Annotated in this window: 15 protein-coding genes; 1 reads left to right on the forward strand and 14 read right to left on the reverse strand. The window is 45.1% G+C overall.

Annotated elements, in window-relative coordinates; translation table 11 throughout:
* Nucleotides 1-673: 673 nt before the first annotated feature.
* The 11 genes from BLW49_RS00205 to BLW49_RS00255 all read right to left on the reverse strand — a co-directional run bounded on the left by BLW49_RS00205 (nt 674) and on the right by BLW49_RS00255 (nt 16,356).
* The gene (locus BLW49_RS00205; RefSeq protein WP_076310809.1) at nt 674-1,432 is read right to left on the reverse strand and encodes a nucleotidyltransferase domain-containing protein; all 759 of its coding nucleotides are present in this window, start codon (nt 1,430-1,432) and stop codon (nt 674-676) included.
* 461 nt (nt 1,433-1,893) lie between these two features.
* Entirely contained in the window at nt 1,894-3,591 is a 1,698-nt protein-coding gene (locus BLW49_RS00210; RefSeq protein WP_256209606.1) for an RICIN domain-containing protein, read from the reverse strand.
* Nucleotides 3,592-3,648: 57 nt separating this feature from the next.
* Nucleotides 3,649-4,593 carry a carbohydrate ABC transporter permease gene (locus BLW49_RS00215; RefSeq protein ID WP_090722510.1) on the reverse strand — a complete coding sequence of 315 codons (945 nt, stop codon included), beginning with the start codon at nt 4,591-4,593 and terminating at the stop codon, nt 3,649-3,651.
* Nucleotides 4,594-4,610: 17 nt separating this feature from the next.
* Nucleotides 4,611-5,513 (reverse strand): carbohydrate ABC transporter permease, encoded by a 903-nt coding sequence (locus BLW49_RS00220; RefSeq protein WP_090722512.1) that lies wholly within the window; start codon nt 5,511-5,513, stop codon nt 4,611-4,613.
* Nucleotides 5,510-8,080 (reverse strand): DUF5696 domain-containing protein, encoded by a 2,571-nt coding sequence (locus BLW49_RS00225; protein WP_090722514.1) that lies wholly within the window; start codon nt 8,078-8,080, stop codon nt 5,510-5,512. The genes BLW49_RS00220 and BLW49_RS00225 overlap by 4 nt, the downstream gene beginning before the upstream one ends.
* Before the next feature lie 18 nt (nt 8,081-8,098).
* Nucleotides 8,099-8,734 (reverse strand): YIP1 family protein, encoded by a 636-nt coding sequence (locus tag BLW49_RS00230; protein ID WP_076310814.1) that lies wholly within the window; start codon nt 8,732-8,734, stop codon nt 8,099-8,101.
* On the reverse strand, nt 8,718-10,181 hold the full coding sequence (locus tag BLW49_RS00235; RefSeq protein WP_076310815.1) for an NHL repeat-containing protein: 1,464 nt from the start codon (nt 10,179-10,181) through the stop codon (nt 8,718-8,720). The genes BLW49_RS00230 and BLW49_RS00235 overlap by 17 nt, the downstream gene beginning before the upstream one ends.
* 15 nt (nt 10,182-10,196) lie before the next feature.
* A complete protein-coding gene (locus BLW49_RS00240; RefSeq protein WP_047913812.1) occupies nt 10,197-11,072 on the reverse strand; it encodes a carbohydrate ABC transporter permease in 876 nt (291 codons plus the stop codon).
* Between the two features lie 2 nt (nt 11,073-11,074).
* Nucleotides 11,075-11,992, reverse strand: coding sequence for a carbohydrate ABC transporter permease (locus BLW49_RS00245; protein ID WP_256209607.1), 918 nt, complete (start codon nt 11,990-11,992; stop codon nt 11,075-11,077).
* A gap of 58 nt (nt 11,993-12,050) precedes the next feature.
* Entirely contained in the window at nt 12,051-14,948 is a 2,898-nt protein-coding gene (locus BLW49_RS00250; protein WP_076310817.1) for an extracellular solute-binding protein, read from the reverse strand.
* A gap of 31 nt (nt 14,949-14,979) precedes the next feature.
* Nucleotides 14,980-16,356 carry an extracellular solute-binding protein gene (locus BLW49_RS00255; RefSeq protein WP_076310818.1) on the reverse strand — a complete coding sequence of 459 codons (1,377 nt, stop codon included), beginning with the start codon at nt 16,354-16,356 and terminating at the stop codon, nt 14,980-14,982.
* Between the two features lie 272 nt (nt 16,357-16,628).
* On the opposite strand from BLW49_RS00255, the gene BLW49_RS00260 reads away from it, so the two are divergent.
* Nucleotides 16,629-17,393: a helix-turn-helix transcriptional regulator gene (locus BLW49_RS00260; RefSeq protein ID WP_143042050.1), complete on the forward strand. Its 765-nt coding sequence runs from the start codon at nt 16,629-16,631 to the stop codon at nt 17,391-17,393.
* 113 nt (nt 17,394-17,506) lie between these two features.
* On the opposite strand, the gene BLW49_RS00265 is transcribed toward BLW49_RS00260, so the two are convergent.
* From BLW49_RS00265 to BLW49_RS00275, 3 genes are read right to left on the reverse strand one after another with little or no spacing between them, the layout of a single operon-like run.
* The gene (locus tag BLW49_RS00265) at nt 17,507-19,132 is read right to left on the reverse strand and encodes a response regulator (RefSeq protein WP_090722518.1); all 1,626 of its coding nucleotides are present in this window, start codon (nt 19,130-19,132) and stop codon (nt 17,507-17,509) included.
* Nucleotides 19,117-20,883 carry a sensor histidine kinase gene (locus BLW49_RS00270; protein ID WP_090723756.1) on the reverse strand — a complete coding sequence of 589 codons (1,767 nt, stop codon included), beginning with the start codon at nt 20,881-20,883 and terminating at the stop codon, nt 19,117-19,119. Before BLW49_RS00270 ends, BLW49_RS00265 begins: the two co-directional genes overlap by 16 nt.
* A 55-nt stretch (nt 20,884-20,938) precedes the next feature.
* On the reverse strand, nt 20,939-22,618 hold the full coding sequence (locus tag BLW49_RS00275; RefSeq protein ID WP_371264498.1) for an extracellular solute-binding protein: 1,680 nt from the start codon (nt 22,616-22,618) through the stop codon (nt 20,939-20,941).
* Nucleotides 22,619-22,669: the final 51 nt, after the last annotated feature.

Genomic DNA, 22,669 nt, shown 5'->3' on the forward strand with positions numbered 1-22,669 from the left:
GGTTTGTCAATATCGTTTGCTCTGACGCGGATTATATAATTTCAACCTAAGTTCCCTGGGCTTATCCTGAAGATATTTAGTTAGTTGTTTATCCAATTCTCGAAGCTTGTTGCGTTAATCTGTCCGTTCAGCTAGATGTGGAATGTTCAATGCCATTGTGTTGGGTAACAGCTCTGCCAAGGTCGTAGAGGCTTCGCAGCAGTAGTTTTTGCACCAATAGTTATTAGAGTTTGCCTAAGTTCATCCTGAGTTACCTTGCAGAAATGCTCATATTCGTAAGCATAAAATTATCCAGCTTATGATCACCTATTCGAATCATATGCACCAGATTAACCAAGTCTTCTTAAGAGCTCCGCAATGGGCCCAATGTAGCATGTCAGGTTTTGATTCGGTGCTGTACCCATAATAAACTGAGAGTTCGAGAATCCGCCTTAATAACTTTAAAAGGCTTCTGTTAAGTTCTTTCGACATGGAAATAAATCCCTCCTTCCTGCTAAGTTCTTTGTTTATCTACGCAAAAAAACCTGTCATTTCGACAGGTTGAATAATCTTCTAAATACCGTACCAGTTACCACAAAATATAGAAGTCTTTTTAAGCTCCACATTAGACTAAGAGGTTAAAAATGCAGTGATGTCCCGACGGGCTTAGGGGGCTGGATGTGTCTCTCGCTTCTCAGAGTGACCCGGCAGCCATTGCATTTAAGGAGTTCTCAAAATAGCAATATACTTCATCTGCAATTCCCAGAAACTTTTCAACAAGTACATCACTATCCAAGTAACAAGCATACAGATACTCAACTAAAGCGGAGTCAATCTCGCAATAGTTTATTATGGCATTCTTCATCTTCATAATGTCATCTTGCCATACACCTGTATCTACTAAAACCAAAGAGTATAATGCACGAATTAATCTCTTCGAATACCCTTTAATATATCTAGTTTTCATCGTGTGATCACTAGCAGTAGAAAGTGAACGACGTACACGATCTACTTCTTCCTTGGTCTCTGTATTTAAGTCTAAAATGAACTCTGGAGAAATAATGATCGGTGGTACTTTTTCACCAACGTCATGACCATATAGGCAAACACAAATAATCTTAACCCAAAAACCCCACTCATTTGGTTTACTTAATACATCGTCAATTGAGCAAATGATCGTATCAATCTTAGTTACTACTGGATATTCTTCCAAAAGCCTGTCTTTAATATTTGACAATCTTTCGTAATCAATATCTGTGGGATTTACACATACAATAGTAAAGTCTGCATCTGACTTAAAAGGTTTAGCAGTTCCTTTTGGAATCGAGCCACACATATAAATGCTATGAATCTTACCTTTAAATTCGGTAAGTATATGATCTATATACTTATCAACAAAATCCTTATATTCACTTTGTATTACAATTCTATTTATAACTTTTTCTAATATCATATAGACTCCTCCCAAAATAAAAAACGCCCCAAAGCAAAATGCTCTGGGACGATATTAATCGCGGTACCACCCAGGTTGCTGTATTTTCACACAGCCACCTTAATTGACTATAACGGGTCAAACCGATGGGTATTAGCCATACTCTGGAACTGGCATTTTCAATCAGTACTCTAAGGTTTTCTCAGTCATGAAACCCTTTCCTGTGAAGAGTTTAATGATTTACTTTTGTTCCATCTTTGATTTACCGATATTGGTTAAATATTACTCTTTCCCGTCACCTTAGTCAACAACTTGCTCAAGAAAACTGCCAGTTAGTTCAATAAAAAGGACGCTCCCGCGACTTCGCTTGGGCTACGCCCTTTCCATTTCCAATTATTTATTAAAGAATGTACAAGGGTAGCATGTAGTGCTTAAACAGGGGACTTATTTTAGCCTAAGCACTAAGAAAATGCTTTATTTTTTCAGTCTAAAACTATATTCTCACTTAACACAAACTTCCATTGTTGATTCAGTGCCCCCGTATAATCGTTTTGCTGCAGCTTAGCACCGTCGGCAGTAGAAGAGTTCATCACCTCAACTGCCTTGTTGCTGTTTACGTTGATAATGCTCCAGTATCCATTCCCTAAATCATTGATTTTGAAATGCTGGGCGGTCGTGTTCAAATTGCTCATCAGCTGTACAGCTTCGCCGTTCGTTAGTGTCCCGTTGCGAATGTCGATGACCTTATCCGGTGAGTTTACACTAGTCAGCATATAATTCCCCCCAGAAATTGAGTTCAGCACCCACTTCTGAGGATTGCCACCCAGATCGCTCCATTGCTGCAGCTGAAGATTGTTCACATTCTGCCCACCTGGAACATCAATGACTTTGCCAGAATGTCTTGCCACAATTTTGTAGGTCATACCTGCTATCAGGCCAGTTGTCGGTCCACTGCCCGGATAGGTTTGAGCGCGTTCATGGTACCAATTGAACAGGAAACGCCCCATTGCACTTCGAGAAGCATCTCCATCCCATTTTAGTCCTGCCGTAGGATCGGCAAAGGAGCTTCGTTGTCCCGGCTCCAGAATGAACCCATTCATATGAGCAACATTGCTCACGTTGCCCGCTGCATTAAAGATTGTTTTGGTATTTGTTCCAAAACCTTCATTGCTGCCATTAAACAAGTTCCAGTAAGCCGAATCTCCAGGCTTGTTCTTGAACCAGGTCACTTCAGTTACGTTAATTGGATAGTTGTCTGCGGCTGCTTTTACATTGGTGTTCCACTGATCTTGTAAGATTGAGAAATTGTCATAAGCTCCGTAACCTGGATACCAGTGAACCGCATACCCATAATTGTTCAGCGGATCCGTCAAAGGATGACTTGCAGTTAGACTATAAAATTGGTTATAACCCAGTCCTGCTGCCCAGATTACATTGTCCGCACCCTGGCTGCGAATCGTGGAGATGATCGAATTCTGGAAATTGCGTAAATCGTTCCAATGGTCAACAAAATCATTCTCCCCATTGTATCCACCCCAATGACCGTTGGCATACGACTTCACGGGTTCATTGATCAGCTCAAAATGAACATTATCTGCACTTTTTATTTCCGGACGGGAGGCGAGATAACCCCATATTTGATTGAATTTTTGTAGATTTGAAGCCGTCGTTGCTTGCTCGTCCTTCAATGTAAAATCGAGTCCCAAAACGACATATACCCCTTTTGTCTTCGCATACTGAATGTACGGAATGATAACGTTTTGTGTGACCGTCTGCACTCCGGCAAAATTATATGTCCCAGCGGCCACGTCCCCCATGTCTTGGCGGTCGATGAATAATCTCACTTGATTCATATTCCATCCATGATTGCTTCCGTATTTCGGACTTGTATCTGTAAACGTATCGGTAATATCTTTTAGATAAGCAAGCGTGGCCTTATGCCGATCATTACCGTGGAGATTGAGATAATAATTACTGTCCTGGTATGTCCAGTATGCACCAGATGGCTGGTGCCAACCATTTAGAAGTACCGGCTGATTGTTGCTGTTGACCAGATGTTTACCGCTTACATGAAGCTTCCCCATTGGCATACCCACCCAAGCCTCGGCGCGGCCGCCTCCCCATGGAGCAATGGTAATCAGCAAAGCTAGAATAAGCAGAAGCTTACAAGATGTCATCATCTTCTTCACTTGAATCCCTCCTAATCTATCAGATGGTTTGCGATATAATGTTTGGTTCTAACCGACGATTCCCGAACGTTCCACACTCTCCACGAAATAGCGCTGTACGAATAGATAAATTACAATCAAAGGCAGGATAGCGAGTAGAATCCCTGTATCCTGAATCATGCTTAGGTAAAAAGGATCTGCCTTGGAGGCACCATCCCCGACCTGCTGAGCAAGGTTGTATGGAAGAGACGACAATTGCGTCGACATGACCTTGCTGGAGGTCAGATACGTGGTTGTATAGAAACTGTCATTCCACTGCCACACGAAGGAAAACAGCATTGCGGTCACCATGGATGGAATGGCATTAGGCAGCATGATTCTAAAAAAGGTTCGACCAATACCTGCTCCGTCTACGTAAGCGGCCTCTTCCACTTCCTTAGGGATCCCTCTAAAGAACTGACGGAAGATAAAAATATACAAGCCTGCCTTAAGCGAATTGGCTGTCACTGCCGTAAGTATGAATGGCCAATACGTGTTGAGCAAATTTACGGGTTTGCCAGTCATAATGGTCATCAGACCCAACAGGTCAAAACTTTTCAAATTAAGGTATACCGGAATAAGAATGGTCGTAGGCGGGACCAGTATCGTCAGGATTACTCCTGCGAACAGCCAGCCGCTGCCCTTGAATTTCAAACGTGCAAATCCGTATCCTGCAAGTGCGCAGGATGCCGTCGTTAACAATGTCGTTGTGGCAGAGAGTGTAAAAGTGTTGAACAGCGTTTCCCAGTAGTCCATGACTTGAATCGCCTGTTTAAAATTCTCAATGGAGAAGTTCTGAGGAATCCACACAACTACCGCAGAATAAAGATCAACCTTATCCTTAATGGAAGTCGAAATTTTCTGGAATATCGGGAAGAGGATAACAAAGGAAAGTCCGGTAATTAGAACAAAGCGGATCATGACCCACAGCCAGCCCTTCCAGTGCTCCAGCGATAATAATCGTGATGTCTTCACGCGGGACATCCTCCTTTTTAATCTTGATAGAACACACGTTTCGAAAAAATAACCGTTACGATTATTAAAATGATAGCGATAGCCAGGAAGTAGACCCATGCCATGGCAGAGCTTAAGCCAAAGTCGAACTTAACGAAGCCGGTCTCCCGAATCAGTTCCGTCATGGCATTATTGGCAAATGAATCGATAATGGTATAGATTGCATTGACGAAGATCAACGGGCTGACCATTGGAAAAGTAATTTTCCAAAACGCTTCGTAGCCGGTTGCGCCTTCGATCTTCGATGCCTCATACAATTGAGGCGAGATGGTTTGAATGCCTGCCAGAAAGATCAGAATCTGTACGCCGGATTGACTGACAATCTGATAGATTCTATCTACCGCGCTGCTTAAGTACGTGACGATCCATTCACTTACACCTGCATCAAGCATCAATTTCTCCAGTTCCAACGTGCCGAGCGAGCTTCCGCCCGTGCTGTTCTGATTAACTGCTTCAATTAAACTGGTGCTCTCCAGTGACATAATAACGCCTGATGCCAGAATAACCGGCAGGAAAAAGATAGATCGTGCCAAGGCCCTGCCCCTGAATTTCTGATTCAGGATGACGGCAAGGAACAGGCTGAATATGATGATAAGAGGCACGTTGACAAGTACGTCTGTTACCGACTCAATCAATGCACGGTTGAAGCTGGTATTAACGGTGAGCGCTTGAATATAATTGACGACACCGGTGAATTGAATCGCTATGCCTTCCGCATTAGCCTGAATCGTACTCATGCTGTAACGCAACGAAGCCATTAGAGGAATGAAGAAGAACAATACAAATCCAATAAACCAAGGCAGTACGTAGATTACGCCCCACAGGGCTTTCTGCTGAGCATACGTGCGATTTCCCCATTTCCATTTCAGAAGTGTCTTCAGAGCTGCTCACCACCAGTCACGTAACTAAGAGCTTTTACGGTATAGTTCTCCACATCCACGGGGAAGTCATTGTAATTGACGATAGCAAACCCTCCGCCTTCATACGTTGTCCGAAATACGCCTTCCGCGAGGGATTCATGTGACTTCATTGAACGCCCGGCAAACGGAAGGTTCGCCTGATTGACCTCGTTGTAAATTTGGGCAGCTAGGTCGATCCACTGCTCATAATTTGACGCATAGAGGTGATCGTAATCGGTCTCTTTCACAACATGATTCGGGGCGTTGAACCAGGCAAAGTAAGGACTCGCTCCATATTCAATCAGCTTCAGGACATATTGTCTTGCGTTCGTATAGGTGGAGAGATTGTATGGAGTGCCGGTATAGCTGATGCTCCCATGCAGAACGAGCTGATAGAACGGAATCTCTTCATCTTCCAGCTTAAAGCGGCTGCTTGTCATAGGAGCATCTGTCAGGTCTGTTACATAAGGCAGCGCGTAGCCGTTTCCGCCATCCGCAACAACGGAGCCCGCCTGCTGTTTAATCTGTTCGAGTGCCTTGGTTACGACACTAAGCGATTGCGTTCGATCGAGCAGCTTCTTCGGATTCATGTCACTGTTCAACTGTTCTGCCAGATCCCTAAGAGAAAGTCCATCCATCGGAAGAGGAGCTGTATCCTTCAGCATCTCTTCCGTCAATTCGTCTAGTAAATTGGGAGAAAGCACATAGGATGGAGATCGATCCAAGTTACGCCGCTGTCTTGCCGGGTCCATAGGGTAGATGACCGCTGGTTCCTGTGTTAACGTTCGTGAAGCTTCTTTAGATGGTCTAAAACCTTTTTTGGATTGTACACTCAACATAGCAACATCCGGGTAAAAGCCGATCCCCGACTCTCGTGTAAAGGAGCTGAATTCGCGCATTCCCTTTTTCCCGCCAATAGCACGATCCACGTTAATGGAGTCCGGCATCCGATGATAAAGACCGTCATTAAACCAACCGGCATAGCGAACTTGAATGTTGGACACCTTCTTTTCTTTCAGCGCGGAGAGTATATTTTGAGCTTCGTCAAAAGTAGTTAATGCCTCCGTAGAATCATAAGGAATGCCTAATATATGTTGGCGAGTGGACATGCCGCCAAGCAGTTTAAGATAAAACGGAAGGCTGTTCTGCTCTCTACTGGTCTTGGACTCGGGCAGACCGCCCGTTTGCAGCAGATAATCTCGATAGAGAGAGGCCAAGCCCGAGTAAGATGCCTTCTCTGCGCCGACAAAAGCATACCGAACGACGAAGTCGGATGCGGTCGGTTTGGCCTGGAATTTCGGAAGCGTTCGTACCATGTCACTTGCCTGAAGCGTTACATCGCTCTTGTTCACCACATAGAAGCTCGGATATACATTGTTGTAGCTGTTTAGCTTGCCGCTAATATCAGCATTGACAACCGCAACAGCATCTCCTTCCTCAATAATCCCCAGAAAAGCTCCTTCTTCCCGAATCAGTCCAAAGACGGGCAATCTGGCTTTAGCTTCATTTGAGCTGACTTCGCGAACCTTCATTGTCATATCCGGGCCGTAAATATCTTGCTGATACGCAGGATACTGGACTTTGCCATTATTAAAATGAATCAATGCCCCAGAACCATCTGGTACAAATATGGAGCCTTCTTCATTTGAACCACCGGCTCCGAAATAATCCAGAACAGAGATCGTGTTAATCGGATATTCTTCTGGAAAATGAATTCCGGAGGAGGGTATACGTACAAGCAGATCCTCACCGTCCAGTTCATATTCCATGGTGAGCATGAACAGTCGCGGCCCGCTCTGCTCAAGCTCAATCCCATGCTCGGTATGGTCCTGTTCCAGATCTTCTTCCGTATAGCCGGCTGTCTCAAAGGCTTTTAAAGCTCTGGAAAGCTGAAGTCCTTGCAGCGCCTTATCATTTCGAGTGTAGATTCCTTCTTCCTTGTCTTCTGTATAACCGATTTTTAATGTACGCTGCCCAGCGCTGTCGAGCTGGGAGAGCAGCTTCTGCTCAAATCGTTCTTTGCTGATCTTCACTGGCAAATCTTCAATGGAGCGTTCAGTGCTTCCGAATTGATAATGAACCTGAACTCCGTTATCAATCGCTTCATAACTTACCTGCTTGTGTCCAACACTATCCGTGTAAGAGTTTACGGAACTGCTCTGACCCAGACTGTTAAAGAAGCTGAGTCTTGTTTGCGATGAGAGAAGATCTTTGTTAATCCCGGTTGCGATTCCGTCCTTGTCACGATCAGCTGGGTTGCTTCGCCATATTTGACCGCTCTGTTTGTGAAGAACTGCAATCTCAGCAGTCTCTTCGTGAATGAACAGCTGAAGCGAATTATTCTGGGCGATTCCAAGCATGCCTGAAAGACGAGCATCGCTGAAAGACGATATCAGTTTTTCTCCGGGAGGCAGGGAGGGAACCTCAGCTTGGTCAACAGTAGTCGCAGTCTCACGGACCTGCGAAGCTGGCGAGATTTGACAACCACTGAGAAGCAGACTGCCAATGAGCAGCATTCCGCTGATTCTTTTGGCTACGGCATATTTCATTGTATATCTCCTCCTTCCTTAGCCCCGAAGCACTAATTCCTGATAAATAGTTACAACAAAGGAAACGATCTGCTGTACAAGGCTAAAGAACAATAGGCACAGAAATGCCATAAAGGCCATAGCAACTAGGGTGAGCAGCATCGTCAGCACCGTTTTGGCCGGCGTATACTGGTGGACTGTCATATTTCCCACGAATAACAGATATAACGTCCAGCCGACTGCAAGTGCGTTAGAGAAGTAATAAAATGCAGTTTCCTGTGCGGAAATGACGAGACTCAGCCAAATCCATGGAAAATGAATGAGAAACAGCGGGACCAGTGCAAAACACGTAGACATAAAAATTTCAGAAAATTTACCTTCCCCGTCCATAAGCGTGGTTAAAGACCAATTGGCAATACACCAGAACAGCACCGGAATAATGACATATACCATTTCAAGCAGGCTGTTCAGATACTTCGGATTGTTGAAGTTAATGAGGAAACCGCTGTACTGGGCATGCAAAATTTTGGTGATAACCAAAAGTACTAGAATTAGGTATGCAATCAGCAGTGTTGTTTTCTGATTCCGTTCGTATTTCAGTTCCCAGTATCCATTGAATGGATGAAATATCAGATGCATGGGGTACTGATATAATTGCTTACTTGACGTCTGCATTCGCTGTCCTCCTTTTTTGTCTGCGAACAATGATGACGGTGACAAACGCAGCTGCAGCCAGGAATAAGCCAGACATCATCCATGAGAAATGCTCACGCATCAATTCTTTGCGAAACAAAAGAAAAGCTTTGGAATAGCCTTGGCGCTCCATACTCCGCTTAAAGTATTGCGCAGAATCCTCATACTCCTTCTGGCGAAGCAGCGCTTTGCCGATTCCCGCATAGGCATACTCCAGATTGGCATTCATCTCTGCAGCTTTGGCAAACATGACCGAGGACTGATCTTCGTCGCCGTTATAATAACTGCGTACCGCTTCATGCAGCGTGCGCCCGTACTCCGTTGTTTGAAAGACCGTAATCTCGCCGAGCGACTTATCGAGAACGAGCATGCGATCGCCTGAACGTTCTAGAGCCACAGGTGTATTGAACTGACCCCGTCGGTTGCCAATACCGCCAAATATATGGAGCAGATAACCGTCGCCATTGTAGGTGAAAATTCTTCCCATGTTGGAATCCAGCACGGAATACATGTCACTATCACCAACATCAATATCAATCAAGCGTGATGATCCGGCTTCGTTGGTGTACACTAGATCGCCCTGAGGCGGCTGATAGCCCTCTCTGCGCAGAATGTCTGTTCCCTGGGCATTCAGCTTCTTGATAGAATCTTTACCGCGATCGCCGCTAGTGGCATAAATGAAGCCTTCCTCATCCATATCTAGATTGGTAAATTCCGTCGGGGTAAACATGACCATCTGACTGCGCTGCTCACGGGTTGCGAATCGTTTCCACAAATACTCCACCGGATCAACCTGAACCCTGTTTGCTCCGATAAAGGAAGAGAAGGTGCCATCGGCGCTGAACTCCATAAATCCATCAAAAACGCCTTCGGCCATGACGTAGATGCGTTCCCCCTTGTCCATGACGATCCGTAACGGTTTAAATATAAAATCCGTCTTTAACAGATCCGATTTCGGTTCAGCCACAATCTTAACCAGTTGCCCTTCCTCATCTAGATGCACAACCCGGTGATTATCTGAATCGGCGATAAGCAGGTGACCTTTATTCGTAACGTACAGCCCCTGAGGATTATTAAAATATTCTTCCTTGCCCTCCCGTTCAAATGAGTCAATTGTTCTCACCAGCTTGAAAGTGTGGTCCATTTCAATAACCCGGCCATTGCCTGAATCCAGTATAAAGACGTGTTGATTCTCTGTTACATGCATATCGCTCGGTTCTTTGAAAGGGACCGTGTTCAGCTTCTTGCCTGTGATGATTGCGGTTGCCTCATATGCCGCTGGAGCTGGAACGGTATCGCCCCAGTAGGAATAATGGTAAGCATCTGAATTGGTGTCTGCACTTACGTAGGATGCTTCTTGACTGAATAACAGGAGGCAGACTATGCCCAAGATGATCACTTTATGTTTTTTCCATATGCTTTTCTGCACGTCGCTGCCTCCTTTCTACTCCTTCATGCCCGAAGTGGCCATGGTCTGCATGACGCTGCTCTGGGAAATGACGAATAAGGTGATGGGTACAATCATGAGCAGTAAGGCAACAGCAGCCCCAACTCCCGCTCTTGCTATCCCTCCCTGAACAATCTGACTCAGTGCATAATGCAGCGTTTTGAGATTTTCACTGTAAATGAAGCTCCCGCCATCCGTGCCCCAGAGCGCAGGGAACTGCAGAATCATGAGCGTAAGCCAGGCCGGCTTCACATTGGGCATCACAATGCTCCAAAAAATTCGATATTCACTCGCTCCATCGATCTTGGCTGCCTCCAGCAATGCATTAGGAATTTGCTCCATAAACTGCTTCATTAAGAAGAGTCCTAACGAGAAAGCGAGCGAAGGCACGATAATGGATGTATGCGTGTTAATCCAGCCAAGCCAGGACATGACCATGTAGTTCGGAATCGACGTTACGTGAGGAGAGAACATCAATGATAGAATGACAATCGTAAACAGCACTTTCGACCCGGGAAAACGATATTTGGCCAGCGGATAAGCTGCTGCAGAAGCAAGGAGAATATGTCCTGCTGTTCCCACTAGCGTTATAAGCAGCGTATTCGCGATATACCTTGATAAGGGAACCCAGGAGTTGCCCATCAGATTAATCAAGTCTGCAAAATTCTCCGTCGTCGGATTATTCACCCAGAAGCGCGGCGGAAATATAAACAGCTCATCGAGTGGCTTAAAGGCATTGTTTACAGCATAGATTAGCGGGAGTATCATGAATGCTCCAAACAGAGCCAGCAGTGCAAATAACATCAAGCTAACGGTAAATGACCGGTTAAGTCTCTTCGGCATACCAAAGACGCCACGTACTTTGCTAGTCATTGTCATTCACCTATCTTTCTCAGCATTTTTTGCGTCATCACATTCGTTCCCAGCATAAGTACAAAAAGAACCGTAGCAATGGCTGAAGCGTATCCCATCTCGAAGCGAATCGTACCAAAATCCATCAAATGAGTGACGACCGTATGCGCCGCATAGTTTACACTTGGGAACCCTGCCAGCGCGATCGAAATTTCTGCCACAGCGAAGGATGCCGTAATCTGCATCACCGCACCAAACATCAGCTGCGGTCGCATCGAAGGCAGTGTAATGTACCATAGCTCCTGCCATCGGTTTTTGATCCCATCCACGGTGCCGGCCTCCACAAGCGAACGATCAATATTTTGAAGGCCTGCAATAAAGGCCAGGAAGCTGGTCCCTAGACTGAGCCATAGCTGTACAATAATGACTATGGTCAGCACGTACCTTTCGTCTGCGAGCCATTGAATGGGTTCCAGAATAACGCCAAGGCGCATCAGGAAACCATTCATGTATCCATAGCTGTCACCAGAGAAAATAATAAGCCAGATGAAGAAGACGTTTCCCGATATGGATGGAGCATAGAAGACCAGCGTCATGACCGCCCGAATCTTGGGGGAAAGTTCATTGATAATCCAAGCAAACAAGAAGCAGGCGATATAACTGACAGGGCCCGTAATTACGGCAAAAAGCAATGTGTTCTTCAGTGCAATCAGAAATACGTCATCGTTCAGGAATAGCCGCGAATAGTTCTGCCATCCGATAAAACGCGGCATTTCCAGCATATTGAAGTGAAAGAAACTCAAGGCAAGCGAAATGCCCACCGGTATGACAGTAAACATGAAAAAGATGATCATGAACGGTGCCATCAATACGTAATAGTGTCTGCTGAGGTATAGATCCCGTTTCAAAAGGGACCACCAGCCCACCTGACGCGCATGAATGGCAGGAGCGGCTGCCGTCTTGGTTGTTTTGGCTTGCAACCGTTACCCTCCCTTCCTTCTATTTCAGATTAAATTCCTTGCGTTTAAGCTCAATCTCTTCATCGATATACAGTACATAGTCCGACAAAGCCTCACGTGGATTTTCACTGGCGTTGACGACCTTGCGGAAGGCATTGTCAAGATGCCGGCCTGTAAAATAACCTCCAGGAAGCTGTGGGATACCCTTCACCCATTCCCACTGCTTTTCCAGGTTTTGATAATCTTTCACTGGCCAAGGCAATTGCTCCAAGGCTTTAATGTTAGCCGTTGGATAACGGGCAGCAGCCCCCATAAGGCCTTCCATTTCTCTTCCGTATTCGATCTGCGTCTCTTCATCGGTCCACCACTTCATAAATTTCCACGCAGCCTCCTTGTTGGCGGCATTTTCAAGCATCATCACTGCACTGGTACTACTCGCTACCTCATGTCTGATCGAACCATCCGGGAGTTGTGTACCCGGAACAATCGTAAAGTCCCAAAGGTTACGTATTTCCGGAGCCATGACGGTAAGCATGTTATATGTGGTGTAATCAGCAATTCCTATCGGCATCTCCCCGGTACGAAAACGGTTGGGGAAATCAGCCTTTAGCGGAAACTTATAATTGGTATAGAACTGTGTCCAGCGTTTAAAAGCATCCATCGAGATTTCCGAATCCAGCGCACTTTTTTTCTCGTCTTCGGTATAAAAGGTTCCGTCATTTTGGTATAAGAGCATGGCGAAGGTTGCATTCGGTACCAAATTGGCATTGTTCAGGGTATCATCAATGGGCAGATAGAACTCCATGTTATGCTTTTGCAGTACTGAGATGGTGTTGTATACCTCCTCCCACGTCTGCGGCGGTTCCAGGCCAAGCTCGTTTAGAATATCTTTGCGGTAGAAGAGCATAGGAAATTGCTGCTGCTCCGGGAGTGCATACACTCCTTCGTTGTAGCGGTAAGGTGTTAAGCCGCTTTCGCGAAATCTGCCCGAAATCTCTTCGAAATCCGGAAACCTACTTAGATCAGCTGCTGCATTTCTCATTGCATAATTTACCGGGATGTCTTCCCCCATTTGCATGGCTACGTCCGGTCCCTCCCCGGCGAGTGTTGCAGGCAGTAAAATGTTAGGCGGAACCAGACGCAATTGCACTGAAATATCGGTATCCGGGGTAAAGGAATCGTCGATCATTCCTTTCAGCACTTGTGCTTGATCTCGTCCGGTCGTAATCCACACGGTGATGGAATCTTTCTTACGCTCCACATTGCCAATGCTGTCGTAATCTTCGGTATATGAAGCGATATATGCACCCAGCTCGTGCTTGACCTGTTGAATGGCGGTTGCTTCCGCCTCCGGTAATTCCTCATCAGGCGGTGATACGACAAGGTAATCGATTGCAATCGGTTGTTCACGGACCATCAAAATCCAGGTGCCGAGACCACCTACATTGATTTTGAACGTATCCAGCCTTTTAGGTACCGTCTCTGGTCTAGCTGCCATATCCTCAAGCTGGACCACCATGGCATTTAGTACTGCGACCTTATCACTCTGCTCTCCTGTACTCTGTTCCAAATAGTCTGCAACCGAGCGAAGGGTATCTGCCTGCCGCTCAAAGACCTCGGTCATCTCTGGAATTCGCTGCTCCAACTGATAATCCCGAAGTGGATCCGGCTGATTAGAGGTGATCATCAATATTTTGCGATACATCTCGTTCAGTTCCAGCACACTGGATTCCACGGTTCGAAGCAGCGGAGCAATGTCCCCTAGCGTGACCGTTAACCGTATTCGATGTTTGCCCTTTTCAAGATGGAACTGATAAGGCTCATCCTCTTCGATACCCAGCGCGTGAGTTTGCCAAGTTGGGCTATAGTTAAACCTGATGCGCTTCATTTCCTTAAAGGGAACTTTGCCGTTAATTGTTAGACTGCGGGTGGCGTAGATCCCTCGTAATTGATCCTGCTTCACTTTGAACGCCATTTGATACAACCCGTCTTCAGGCACATCAATTTCCCACTCGATCCATTCACCAGGCAGCTTCCAGTTCATACCACCAATAGCGTTCATACGAATTTTAGATACGTGGTATGGCTCAAGCGAAGGACTAGATCGATCCGAGATGGGCGCAAGCGTCGGCGACGACTTACTTACCGCATCTTCCCCTTGTACCTTCAGAAGGGAGGGGCTCGATTTTTTTAGGCCGAGCGAATCATAGGTCTTCTTCAGCTCTTCATAGGACGGGACATCCCCTTCCTGGTACAATTCAATATAATCAATGGCCATGTTTTCTCTTAACGAAGTAAGTGATAACTGCTGGCTGCCCTTCTCAAAATAAAATTGATATGGCTCCTCGAAGTAGCCTGCACTATCCTTGAAGGAAGCAAGCTGCCATTCAGGCTGTTCCACTTGTCTCGGTTTGAGATCGTTTCCGCGATCATCCTGGCGTATGTTTTCTTCCCGATTTCCCCATACTCTGTCAAACAGGAGAGCGTCAGCTCCCCTGAAAGGAATTTCTCCGTTTATCTCAAGCCTGCGTTCGATCCCCGAGCTCTTACCTTCAACAGGATAATAATGAATGCGGATGTGATACAGACCACTTACCTGAACTGGAACATCCCAGCGAAGGGTTCCTCTTTCTGGCGTAATTACGGCGCTGCCCTCCAAGCCGGCATAACCTTGTACGACCTCGAACTCCCCGCCATCACTCTGAGCATACGATTCGCCTTCAATGCGAACCATTTCATCAGGTCGGGCCGTGTTGGCATGGGTAGTCAGATAATGCTCATAGCTGTGTTCATCCTCGCTGCCCGATACCGCTTCAAAATCCTCAAGCGCATGTAGCGTTCCCGGCCTGCGATCCTGCGATGGATATAGGGTCCATATGGAGAGCGCCAGGGCCAGGACAAGCACCACGATGAGTCCCTTATTCTTACGTGACCGCATGTTCCAATGTATCCCCTTTCCTTACTGCGTGTTATTTGTATACCTCATCAATTGCGGCCTGGAAAGGTGCCTTGTATTTCTCAATCAGGGTTGATACAGATACACCTTCTTTGAGCTCTGCATCAAAATCCCAATATGGTAAGGATGGGAAGGTGTTGTGGTCAAGAACCAACATGCCCTCTGCCACCATTCTCGCATTATTGATATCGGCTTCATCGATCAGATAGGTCTCCAGTGTGGATTGTTCAGGGTATTCATAAATGGAATCAATTTCATTAATTTTCTCCCAGATGTACATCAACTGTTCCGGATTCTCCACAGATTTCGGAATGGTCAGAGCTTGATAACGTGATTCACCTGAATGATAGGCCGAAGCGCTAGGTCCTTTTGGAAACGGCAGAAAGCCGATGTCATAATCTTGCATATCTGTCATAATACCTTCAACCTCATACATGGCACCTGCATACATGAGCGTATTACCTTGGCGGAAGAATGTGGCGGGCTCTGTCCAGTCACCGCCTTCAGAAGCTCTGCCGACCTTCTCTGTTGCCAATTTGGAGAGGAAATTCAATGCCTCTTTTGTCTTAGGATCTTCCAGGTTCTGTTTATCCTCTTTTGTCAGAGAAGCTTCATTAGAATACAGGATCGGTTCGAGCAGGCCCGTTTGTGCCAATCCCCAGGTATCGAGCTTGCCATCGTTATTTCGATCTTGATTTGCTTGCTTGGCTACGTCGATAAACGTATCCCAGTTCCATTCATCTGTATCCACATATTCTTGCAAAGGCTTTAAGCCAAGCTCCTGCATTAATGTACGGTTATAGAATATCCCATTGATGAAGGAGGACTTATCCTCGGTAAATCCATACCCCTTGCCTTCATATTGCATGTACTCCTTAGTGGTTTTCTGATTAAATACCTTGTCATTTTTGATATACTCATCCACCGGCCACAGCAGATCCTGCTTGGTCAAAGCCGGTATAGCGTAGTCTTTGCCCAGTCTTACAATATCGCCGAGCGGTTCCCCTGCCATCAGTGAAGCGACCACTTTCTCTTGATACTCTCCGAAATCAATCGAAATATATTCAATTTCGAAGTTATGCTTCTTCTTTAATGCTTCCAAATTCTCAATCCGTTGAATGTTATCTGGGTTGTTATCTGGGATTTGCATATCCCACCAGGCAACGACTTTAATTGTCCTTCCCCCCAAGTCAAAATCCATCTCTGGTGTCGACGTTTCGTTCTTTGATTCCTCTTCGGTAGGTGTTTGTTCTGCAGGTGGAGATTGTTCTTCTTGAGTCGTCTTCGTCTCCGGTTCTGGCTGCGCGCTGGGAGCAGGGCTGCATGCTGTAATCAGCAGCATAACCGCAAATACCAAAATCATTAACTTAAGCAAGTTTTTTCTTCTCATCGTCTTCCCCCTGTTATCATTTGCTCTCAAGTTTATCTCTTAAATGAAAGCGCAAACAACCTGACGAAATACAGATGTTTATCCTGGCAGATTATAGATAGGTGTCCTAAACCCGGAACAGCGGGAGGAATGAATTTCCAATTGGTAAAGAAATGCTTATTCAACAAAAATATGCATATTGTATGCGCTTTCTTTAATTAACATAATAGTTTTAAGCTATATTTCAGTTGATCCATGGATACCTAATTCAAGAGAAAGTGAGGTATTGCTTCGTGCATCAAATTCTACTTGTGGATTACAGCAGTTATTTGTACAAAGAGCTGGAACAAATTCTACATCACAGCCAATTCCACTATACAATCAGAGATTGTGTATTCTCCTCTTCTGCTGCCTTGGACGCATTAACGAAGAATGATTATTCTATCATCGTCGTGCATACAGAGCGTTGTGACACCGCTGGTTTATGGTTATGCCATAACATACGCAAGATCAGTCAAATTCCGATCCTCCTGATCGGTGGAAGGGATCACTTTAGACTTGTACGTAAAGCATTAACTTACCAGGTGAATGATTATCTCCCTTTTCCCGTCAGTCTCACTTCTCTGCTTCACAGTTTGTATGGGCTTAAAACCAAGCTGGATACAGAGTATGCAATAAATACATCACCTCTTCTTCACCCTATGGATATGAGAGGCAAGCGAATGGATTCTTGTCATGTGATACATGTCGTCAAGAGCTATGTGAGGGAACATTTATGTGATGACATCACGTTGAAGAAAATCTCCGACATGCTGCATTTCAACTGTGCATACCTTGGACAAAAGTTCAAGCTGGAGGAAAAGATGTCTTTCAATGATTACATGCTGCAGCAGCGAATGGAGAAGGCAAAGCTCCTCTTGTCATCTACCCGTCTGCGAAATTATGAAATTGCCTTAGAGGTAGGTTACAAAGATCTCGATTGGTTTTATAAAAAGTTTAAAGAATATACCGGATCAAGTCCCAATGCCTATAGAAGACAAACGATCCACACCGCCTAGAATCAATTCTTCTTTCCTATAGGACTCCTGCGTCATCAAAAAAAAACCACAGGGTCTGCCCCCGTGGTTTTATTAATTAATGTATGCTGCTCTCGGTATTCAACTAATCTTATTTAGCGTATTAACAGTGATTCACGATACTCCTGAGGGGTCATGCCCGTTAGTTTCTTGAAGAGCCGGGTAAAAGAATGAGCTGCCTCATAACCCACCCTGATCGCAATTTCACGTATCATAAGATCCGTATTCTGAAGCAGTTCCTTCGCTCTTCTAATTCGACAGTCGTCAATAAACTCAGACAAGTTTGTCCCCTTCTCTTGCTTAAACAATCGTGACAAGTAGGAGGGGTTAAAATGATGAAGCTCAGCCAGTCTCACAAGTGAGAGGTCTTTTTCAAGATTCTCCTCAATGTAACTGCACAAGGAACGGATCGCAACATTTGCACCTTCCTGTTCATTCGATCTCTTGAAATGAACCAATTCTTCAGCTGCATGATACAAGTACTGCACTGCATCTTTCCTACTGGCAAACTCTCCTAAATGAAGTAAGCTTCGTTGATCTTCAATATTCTGTTGAATTCCCCATCGATGGATCGTCGAGTGTACTAGCAGCGCTAGATTATAGTAAGTCTCCATCGCTCGCTCCATCGTAATATCCTGCTGCAGCAATTCTCCTGCAAGCTCCTCAAACATGTCATAGAATGGCTGGATACGTCCCGTTTCCAAATATCCTGACATAAGCTCAATCTTGCTCGATATCCGCAGAGGTTCTTTTGTGAATCCAGTTGAAGGCACTGTGTGATTGTCTGTTAGCACCATGGATATGCCATCGCCTGTATTCATCCATTGAAGCAATCTTAAGCGTTCATACTGTCTAGTGATCTCAGAAAAACGGCAGCTTCGCCCGCTTAATGTAAATGCGATGGATACGCCAAGTGAAGCCATGCATGCATTTTGCACCAGCTCGAGTGTACCCTCAAGGAATTTTACTAAGGCATTGTCCGCCGTCCCGTCTTCACGTTTCGTCTGAAGCAGCCAGATCATATCACCATAATGGTCTGTAACACTAGCATACAAAGCATGCTCTTGCATGAACGAGGATCCAATGATGCGCACTGATTCTTGAACTCGTTCCAGATCAGAAATCGGTTCAAGCGGGGCGTTTAATCGACCCAAGACCATATATATTGGACTGGCAGCCTGCAGATCAAGGTTCCGCTTATTCAATTCATCTTGCAAATCGTTTGAAGTACCTGAAACAGCGGTGCTATCCTGAAGAAGCCTGCGCAGAAATTCCTCCTGCCGGATCACTGCAAGTTGAGAGGTAACTTCACGTGTTTGTTTAACCAAGTCTAGCATGCTGTAACTTCGACGAATCTCTTCCAACACTTCTTCAACAACAGACATCACCTTGTTATATCCTTCCGTTTTGAGCAAGTATCGTACATTGGGTAGCTGAAGGGCTCGATAGGCATAATCAAAATCACTATGTCCTGTCAGAAAAATGACCCGGCATGTCGGCCAATAGTTCTGAATTTGTTCTGTAAGCTCAAGACCACTCATACCCGGCATTCGGATGTCCGTCAAAATGATATCGATTCGAGTGCGCTGCATCCAATTCAAAGCCTCCACTGCAGAATACGCCTTGCATACATCAAGCTGATCTGGCATAAGCCTGGCGAAGGTTTCATAAAGACTATCGGTGATAATTTCCTCATCATCCACAATTAAAAGTCGATACATCCGTTAACCCCTTCCTTCGCTCGGATTCGAATTGTGACTTTCAACCCCTGCTGCTCACCTTTTGCTAGGAATAGGCCGCATCCTTTTCCATATGTGAGTACTAATCGTCTATGGATATTCATTAATCCGGTCATTTCCTCTGAGCCATCGTCTTGTTCTAATCGCTCTTGGAGACTATGAATATGGTCATCATCCATTTCACTCCCGTTGTCTTCCACCGTAATCTCGGCATATTCATCTTTGAGGTGAAAGTGAACGATAAGAAGACCCATGGTCGTTTTCTTTTCAAGGCTGTGCTCATAGGCGTTTTCAATAATGGGCTGTATGATAAGCCTCGGCACCAGAATATGTTCCATCTCAAGCGGTAAGGGTCCAAAATCAACCTTAATCCGCCTGGAAAACCTCAACTGCTGGATTTCGGTATATATTCTTGAATGCTCTACTTCTTCTTTCAACCTAACATGGTCTGTCCCGTTCCGGGTAATGAATCTGAAATATTCCCCAAGCATGTTAGTAAACTCTTCAATACGCTCTGTTTCCCCTGTTCTTGCGAGCGAATTAAGGATAAAGAAGCTATTGTATAGAAAATGAGGATTGATTTGCGATTGAAGCTGTTTTAACTCCGCACGCTGCATCATCATTGTTTTTTTAAAATCCCGGTCAATTAACAATTGGAGATTTTCTATCATCTGATTGAATCGGGAGTAGAGGAAGCCAAACTCGTCTTTACGATGGTGTACGATGGGAATATCAAGCACACCTGTCTCCATTTTTTTAAATCTTTTGACCAAAAGAAGCAAAGGGATGTGTATTAGCTTGTAGCTTGAATAGAGAAAAGCTGTGATCGCAACAATTGACGTTATTGCAAACAACCAGGCCCAATGATAGAACTTGCTTAGGGGTCTGGTTACAATCTCTTCCGGTAAATACGAAGCCACGGACAGGCCGAGAGACTCCAGATGGAACTGAGTAACTTTATACCTTTTCCCATCCACTTTCATCCAATCATCGTCAGCTGAGGCCTTGGCACGATGCTCTCGGTAATTTGAAAGAATCACATCGCTGTTTGGCTGCTTATCTGTAATGGCATGTCCCGTTTTGTCCTCAACCAGAAATGTAACGCTCTCAGGGTACAAATTAAGCCTAGATAGTTCGTTCTGGAACTGCTCTGTATCCAGCTCCACTTGTATCACAAACAACGCTGGTTCACTTTTCATACCTGATAACCGAACGGCACTTAAATTCATCGTGTCATCTTTTATGGTGAATCGTGTACCTTTTCCCTGCTTGCCTGAACTGAAGTATTTATACGAACTCTCATTGAATTCATCGACTCCCATAGTGGATGAGATGCTCTTACCGACTGCAGGGATATGAATATTAACATTTTTGATGTAAGCACTGCTGTTCTTAAAAGCCGCCAGTCGTTCCGTTAAGTAATTCAACGTGTCACGTCGTTCCACCTGATCCATTATATCCCATAGAATCGCGAGCGTATTAAGTTTACGATCTTCAGCAATATTAAATTGCTGGAGCTCGATCCATTCCATTTCCCTCTTCAACTCGACGACATACTGGTTTAATCCTCTTTCTGCGGATAAGGATATTTCCTGGCTAGCATTATCATAGCTCCAGTTATACAGGTACACGCCTAGAAGAATAAGTGGGAGTACGAAAGCCAGGTAAGTGATGACTAATCGTGTGAATATACTGCTAAACCTTGATTCAGCAGGTATTTTCAATGCATTCACATCCAATGCAAAATTGTAGGAATATTTCTTCGTATGAATATGATATCAAATGTGCTTAAGGCTCCTGAGTCACATGGGTTCCGAACCATGAGTTAACTTCCGCCGTGATCTGATCTCCCCCCAATTGGAGCCAGTTCTCTACAAACCGATCAAACTCTTCTATGGGCCTTCCGAGAATAATGTTCATATAGGCCTCAAGCTGAAGGTCACGGAGTATAATCTGCCGATCAATCATCGTATCTGTCACTCCCCCTGTGAACTGATCATACAGTAGTTGATCGTTCTTCTCGTACGAATCTGCTATGCTAAAAGCACCGGAAGGCCCGTAAGTTTGTTTCCATCCCCAGCCGCTATCTACACCCTTCGAATCGTAGGCAGCAATTCGCTTGTGGATTACAAGAGCTTCATCCTTTAGGCCTGTGAAATCTCCTGTAATTCTGGCATCACGAATTTGCTTATATGCATCGATATTTTTGTTTCCAGGGAATGGAGTTACCGGAGATAACTTCCATACCGCTCGGGAATCATCGTTGTAGTAGGTCTCATACTCTGCATGTTCGCCCCAATTCGTGTCGAGATGAAGATTCATCATCTTCACCACCGCTTCTGGATTAGAGAATCCTTTTCTTACGGCAAAGTATTGCCCTGTATTAGATCGAAGCGGAACGAAGAGACTTCTTCCGGATTCCGCGACTATGGGATAAGCCTGCCATTCAGCACTTGTATCTGTACTCCGGCTGCTCTGAAGCATAAAAGAAGTCCATTGTTCCCCATAGAGCATGCCGATTTTGCCATCCTCAATCAGACGCAGCTCCTTGCTTCCATTTTTGTATCCGAAATCCGGATCCAGTTGACCTTCAAGATACATAGTCTGCAATGCTAATAGAGCTTCGCGAACTTCCGGTTGTATCCCGCCATAAACAAGATTGCCTTGTGAATCTTTAATCCATATATTTGGATAAGCCCCGTATCCGGCTATGAAGCCCTCAGCCCCCATGACGGGATCCCATAAATGATTCGTCAGCGCCAATCCATACGTATCCTGCTCTCCATTTTCGTCAGGATCAAGTTCTGTAAACGCTTTCGATATTAGGAGTACGTCTTCCATGGTTTCAGGTGGCTGCAAGCCTAAACGATTTAGCCAGTCCGTTCTAATCCACAAGTATTGCGCAGTTTCAATGGATGAAGATGATTCTGGAATCGCCATAAGTTTACCGTCAATGGTGGCAGCGTTTAAGGCTCCACTTCCCTCGGCTTCCAATATATCTTTCGTAAGCGGAGAAGCATACCTCTGATACACTTCAGTCAAGTCTTCTATCAAACCGGCGTTGCTTAATTGCCTTAGCTGATAAGGATTGACTTTGACCACGTCCGGGAAACGCCCAGAGGCGAGGGAGACTCCAAGCTTCTGATTGTATACATCTCCGCTTGCAATCCAGTCATAGCGAATCCGAATCCCTAATTCTTCCTCGTACAAACGAGTCCAGCGATTATCCAGCAATGTCTCACCAGGCAGCTCACTAATCATTTGTTGAAGTTCATCTTCCATTTCTCTGACAAATGAAACCTCGATGGGAGGAGCGTACTTTTCTAATCCATCAGATTCTAGAATTTCCGGTACATCTGACTGTGAACTGTGTTGTTCTATACTCCTCCCGTTGTGATTTGCTGGAATGCACAGAACCAGAAAGAGAATAAAGATTCTTCCAGCTATATCCTTCCATCTCCTATTCAAGACGACATTCCCCCCAAATTCTGTCGGAATGACCATTTCACTATGCTGCAT

Origin of the sequence: Paenibacillus sp. PDC88 (genome assembly GCF_900106725.1) — a bacterium.
Taxonomy (GTDB): Bacteria; Bacillota; Bacilli; order Paenibacillales; family Paenibacillaceae; genus Paenibacillus; species Paenibacillus shunpengii.

Bases quoted from the DNA above. Each gene is read 5' to 3' on its own strand.
- BLW49_RS00205 (WP_076310809.1), bottom strand. From the start codon at position 1,432: ATGATATTAGAAAAAGTTATAAATAGAATTGTAATACAAAGTGAATAT.
- BLW49_RS00210 (WP_256209606.1), bottom strand. From the start codon at position 3,591: ATGATGACATCTTGTAAGCTTCTGCTTATTCTAGCTTTGCTGATTACC.
- BLW49_RS00225 (WP_090722514.1), bottom strand. From the start codon at position 8,080: ATGAAATATGCCGTAGCCAAAAGAATCAGCGGAATGCTGCTCATTGGC.
- BLW49_RS00230 (WP_076310814.1), bottom strand. From the start codon at position 8,734: ATGCAGACGTCAAGTAAGCAATTATATCAGTACCCCATGCATCTGATA.
- BLW49_RS00240 (WP_047913812.1), bottom strand. From the start codon at position 11,072: ATGACTAGCAAAGTACGTGGCGTCTTTGGTATGCCGAAGAGACTTAAC.
- BLW49_RS00250 (WP_076310817.1), bottom strand. From the start codon at position 14,948: ATGCGGTCACGTAAGAATAAGGGACTCATCGTGGTGCTTGTCCTGGCC.
- BLW49_RS00255 (WP_076310818.1), bottom strand. From the start codon at position 16,356: ATGAGAAGAAAAAACTTGCTTAAGTTAATGATTTTGGTATTTGCGGTT.
- BLW49_RS00265 (WP_090722518.1), bottom strand. From the start codon at position 19,132: ATGTATCGACTTTTAATTGTGGATGATGAGGAAATTATCACCGATAGT.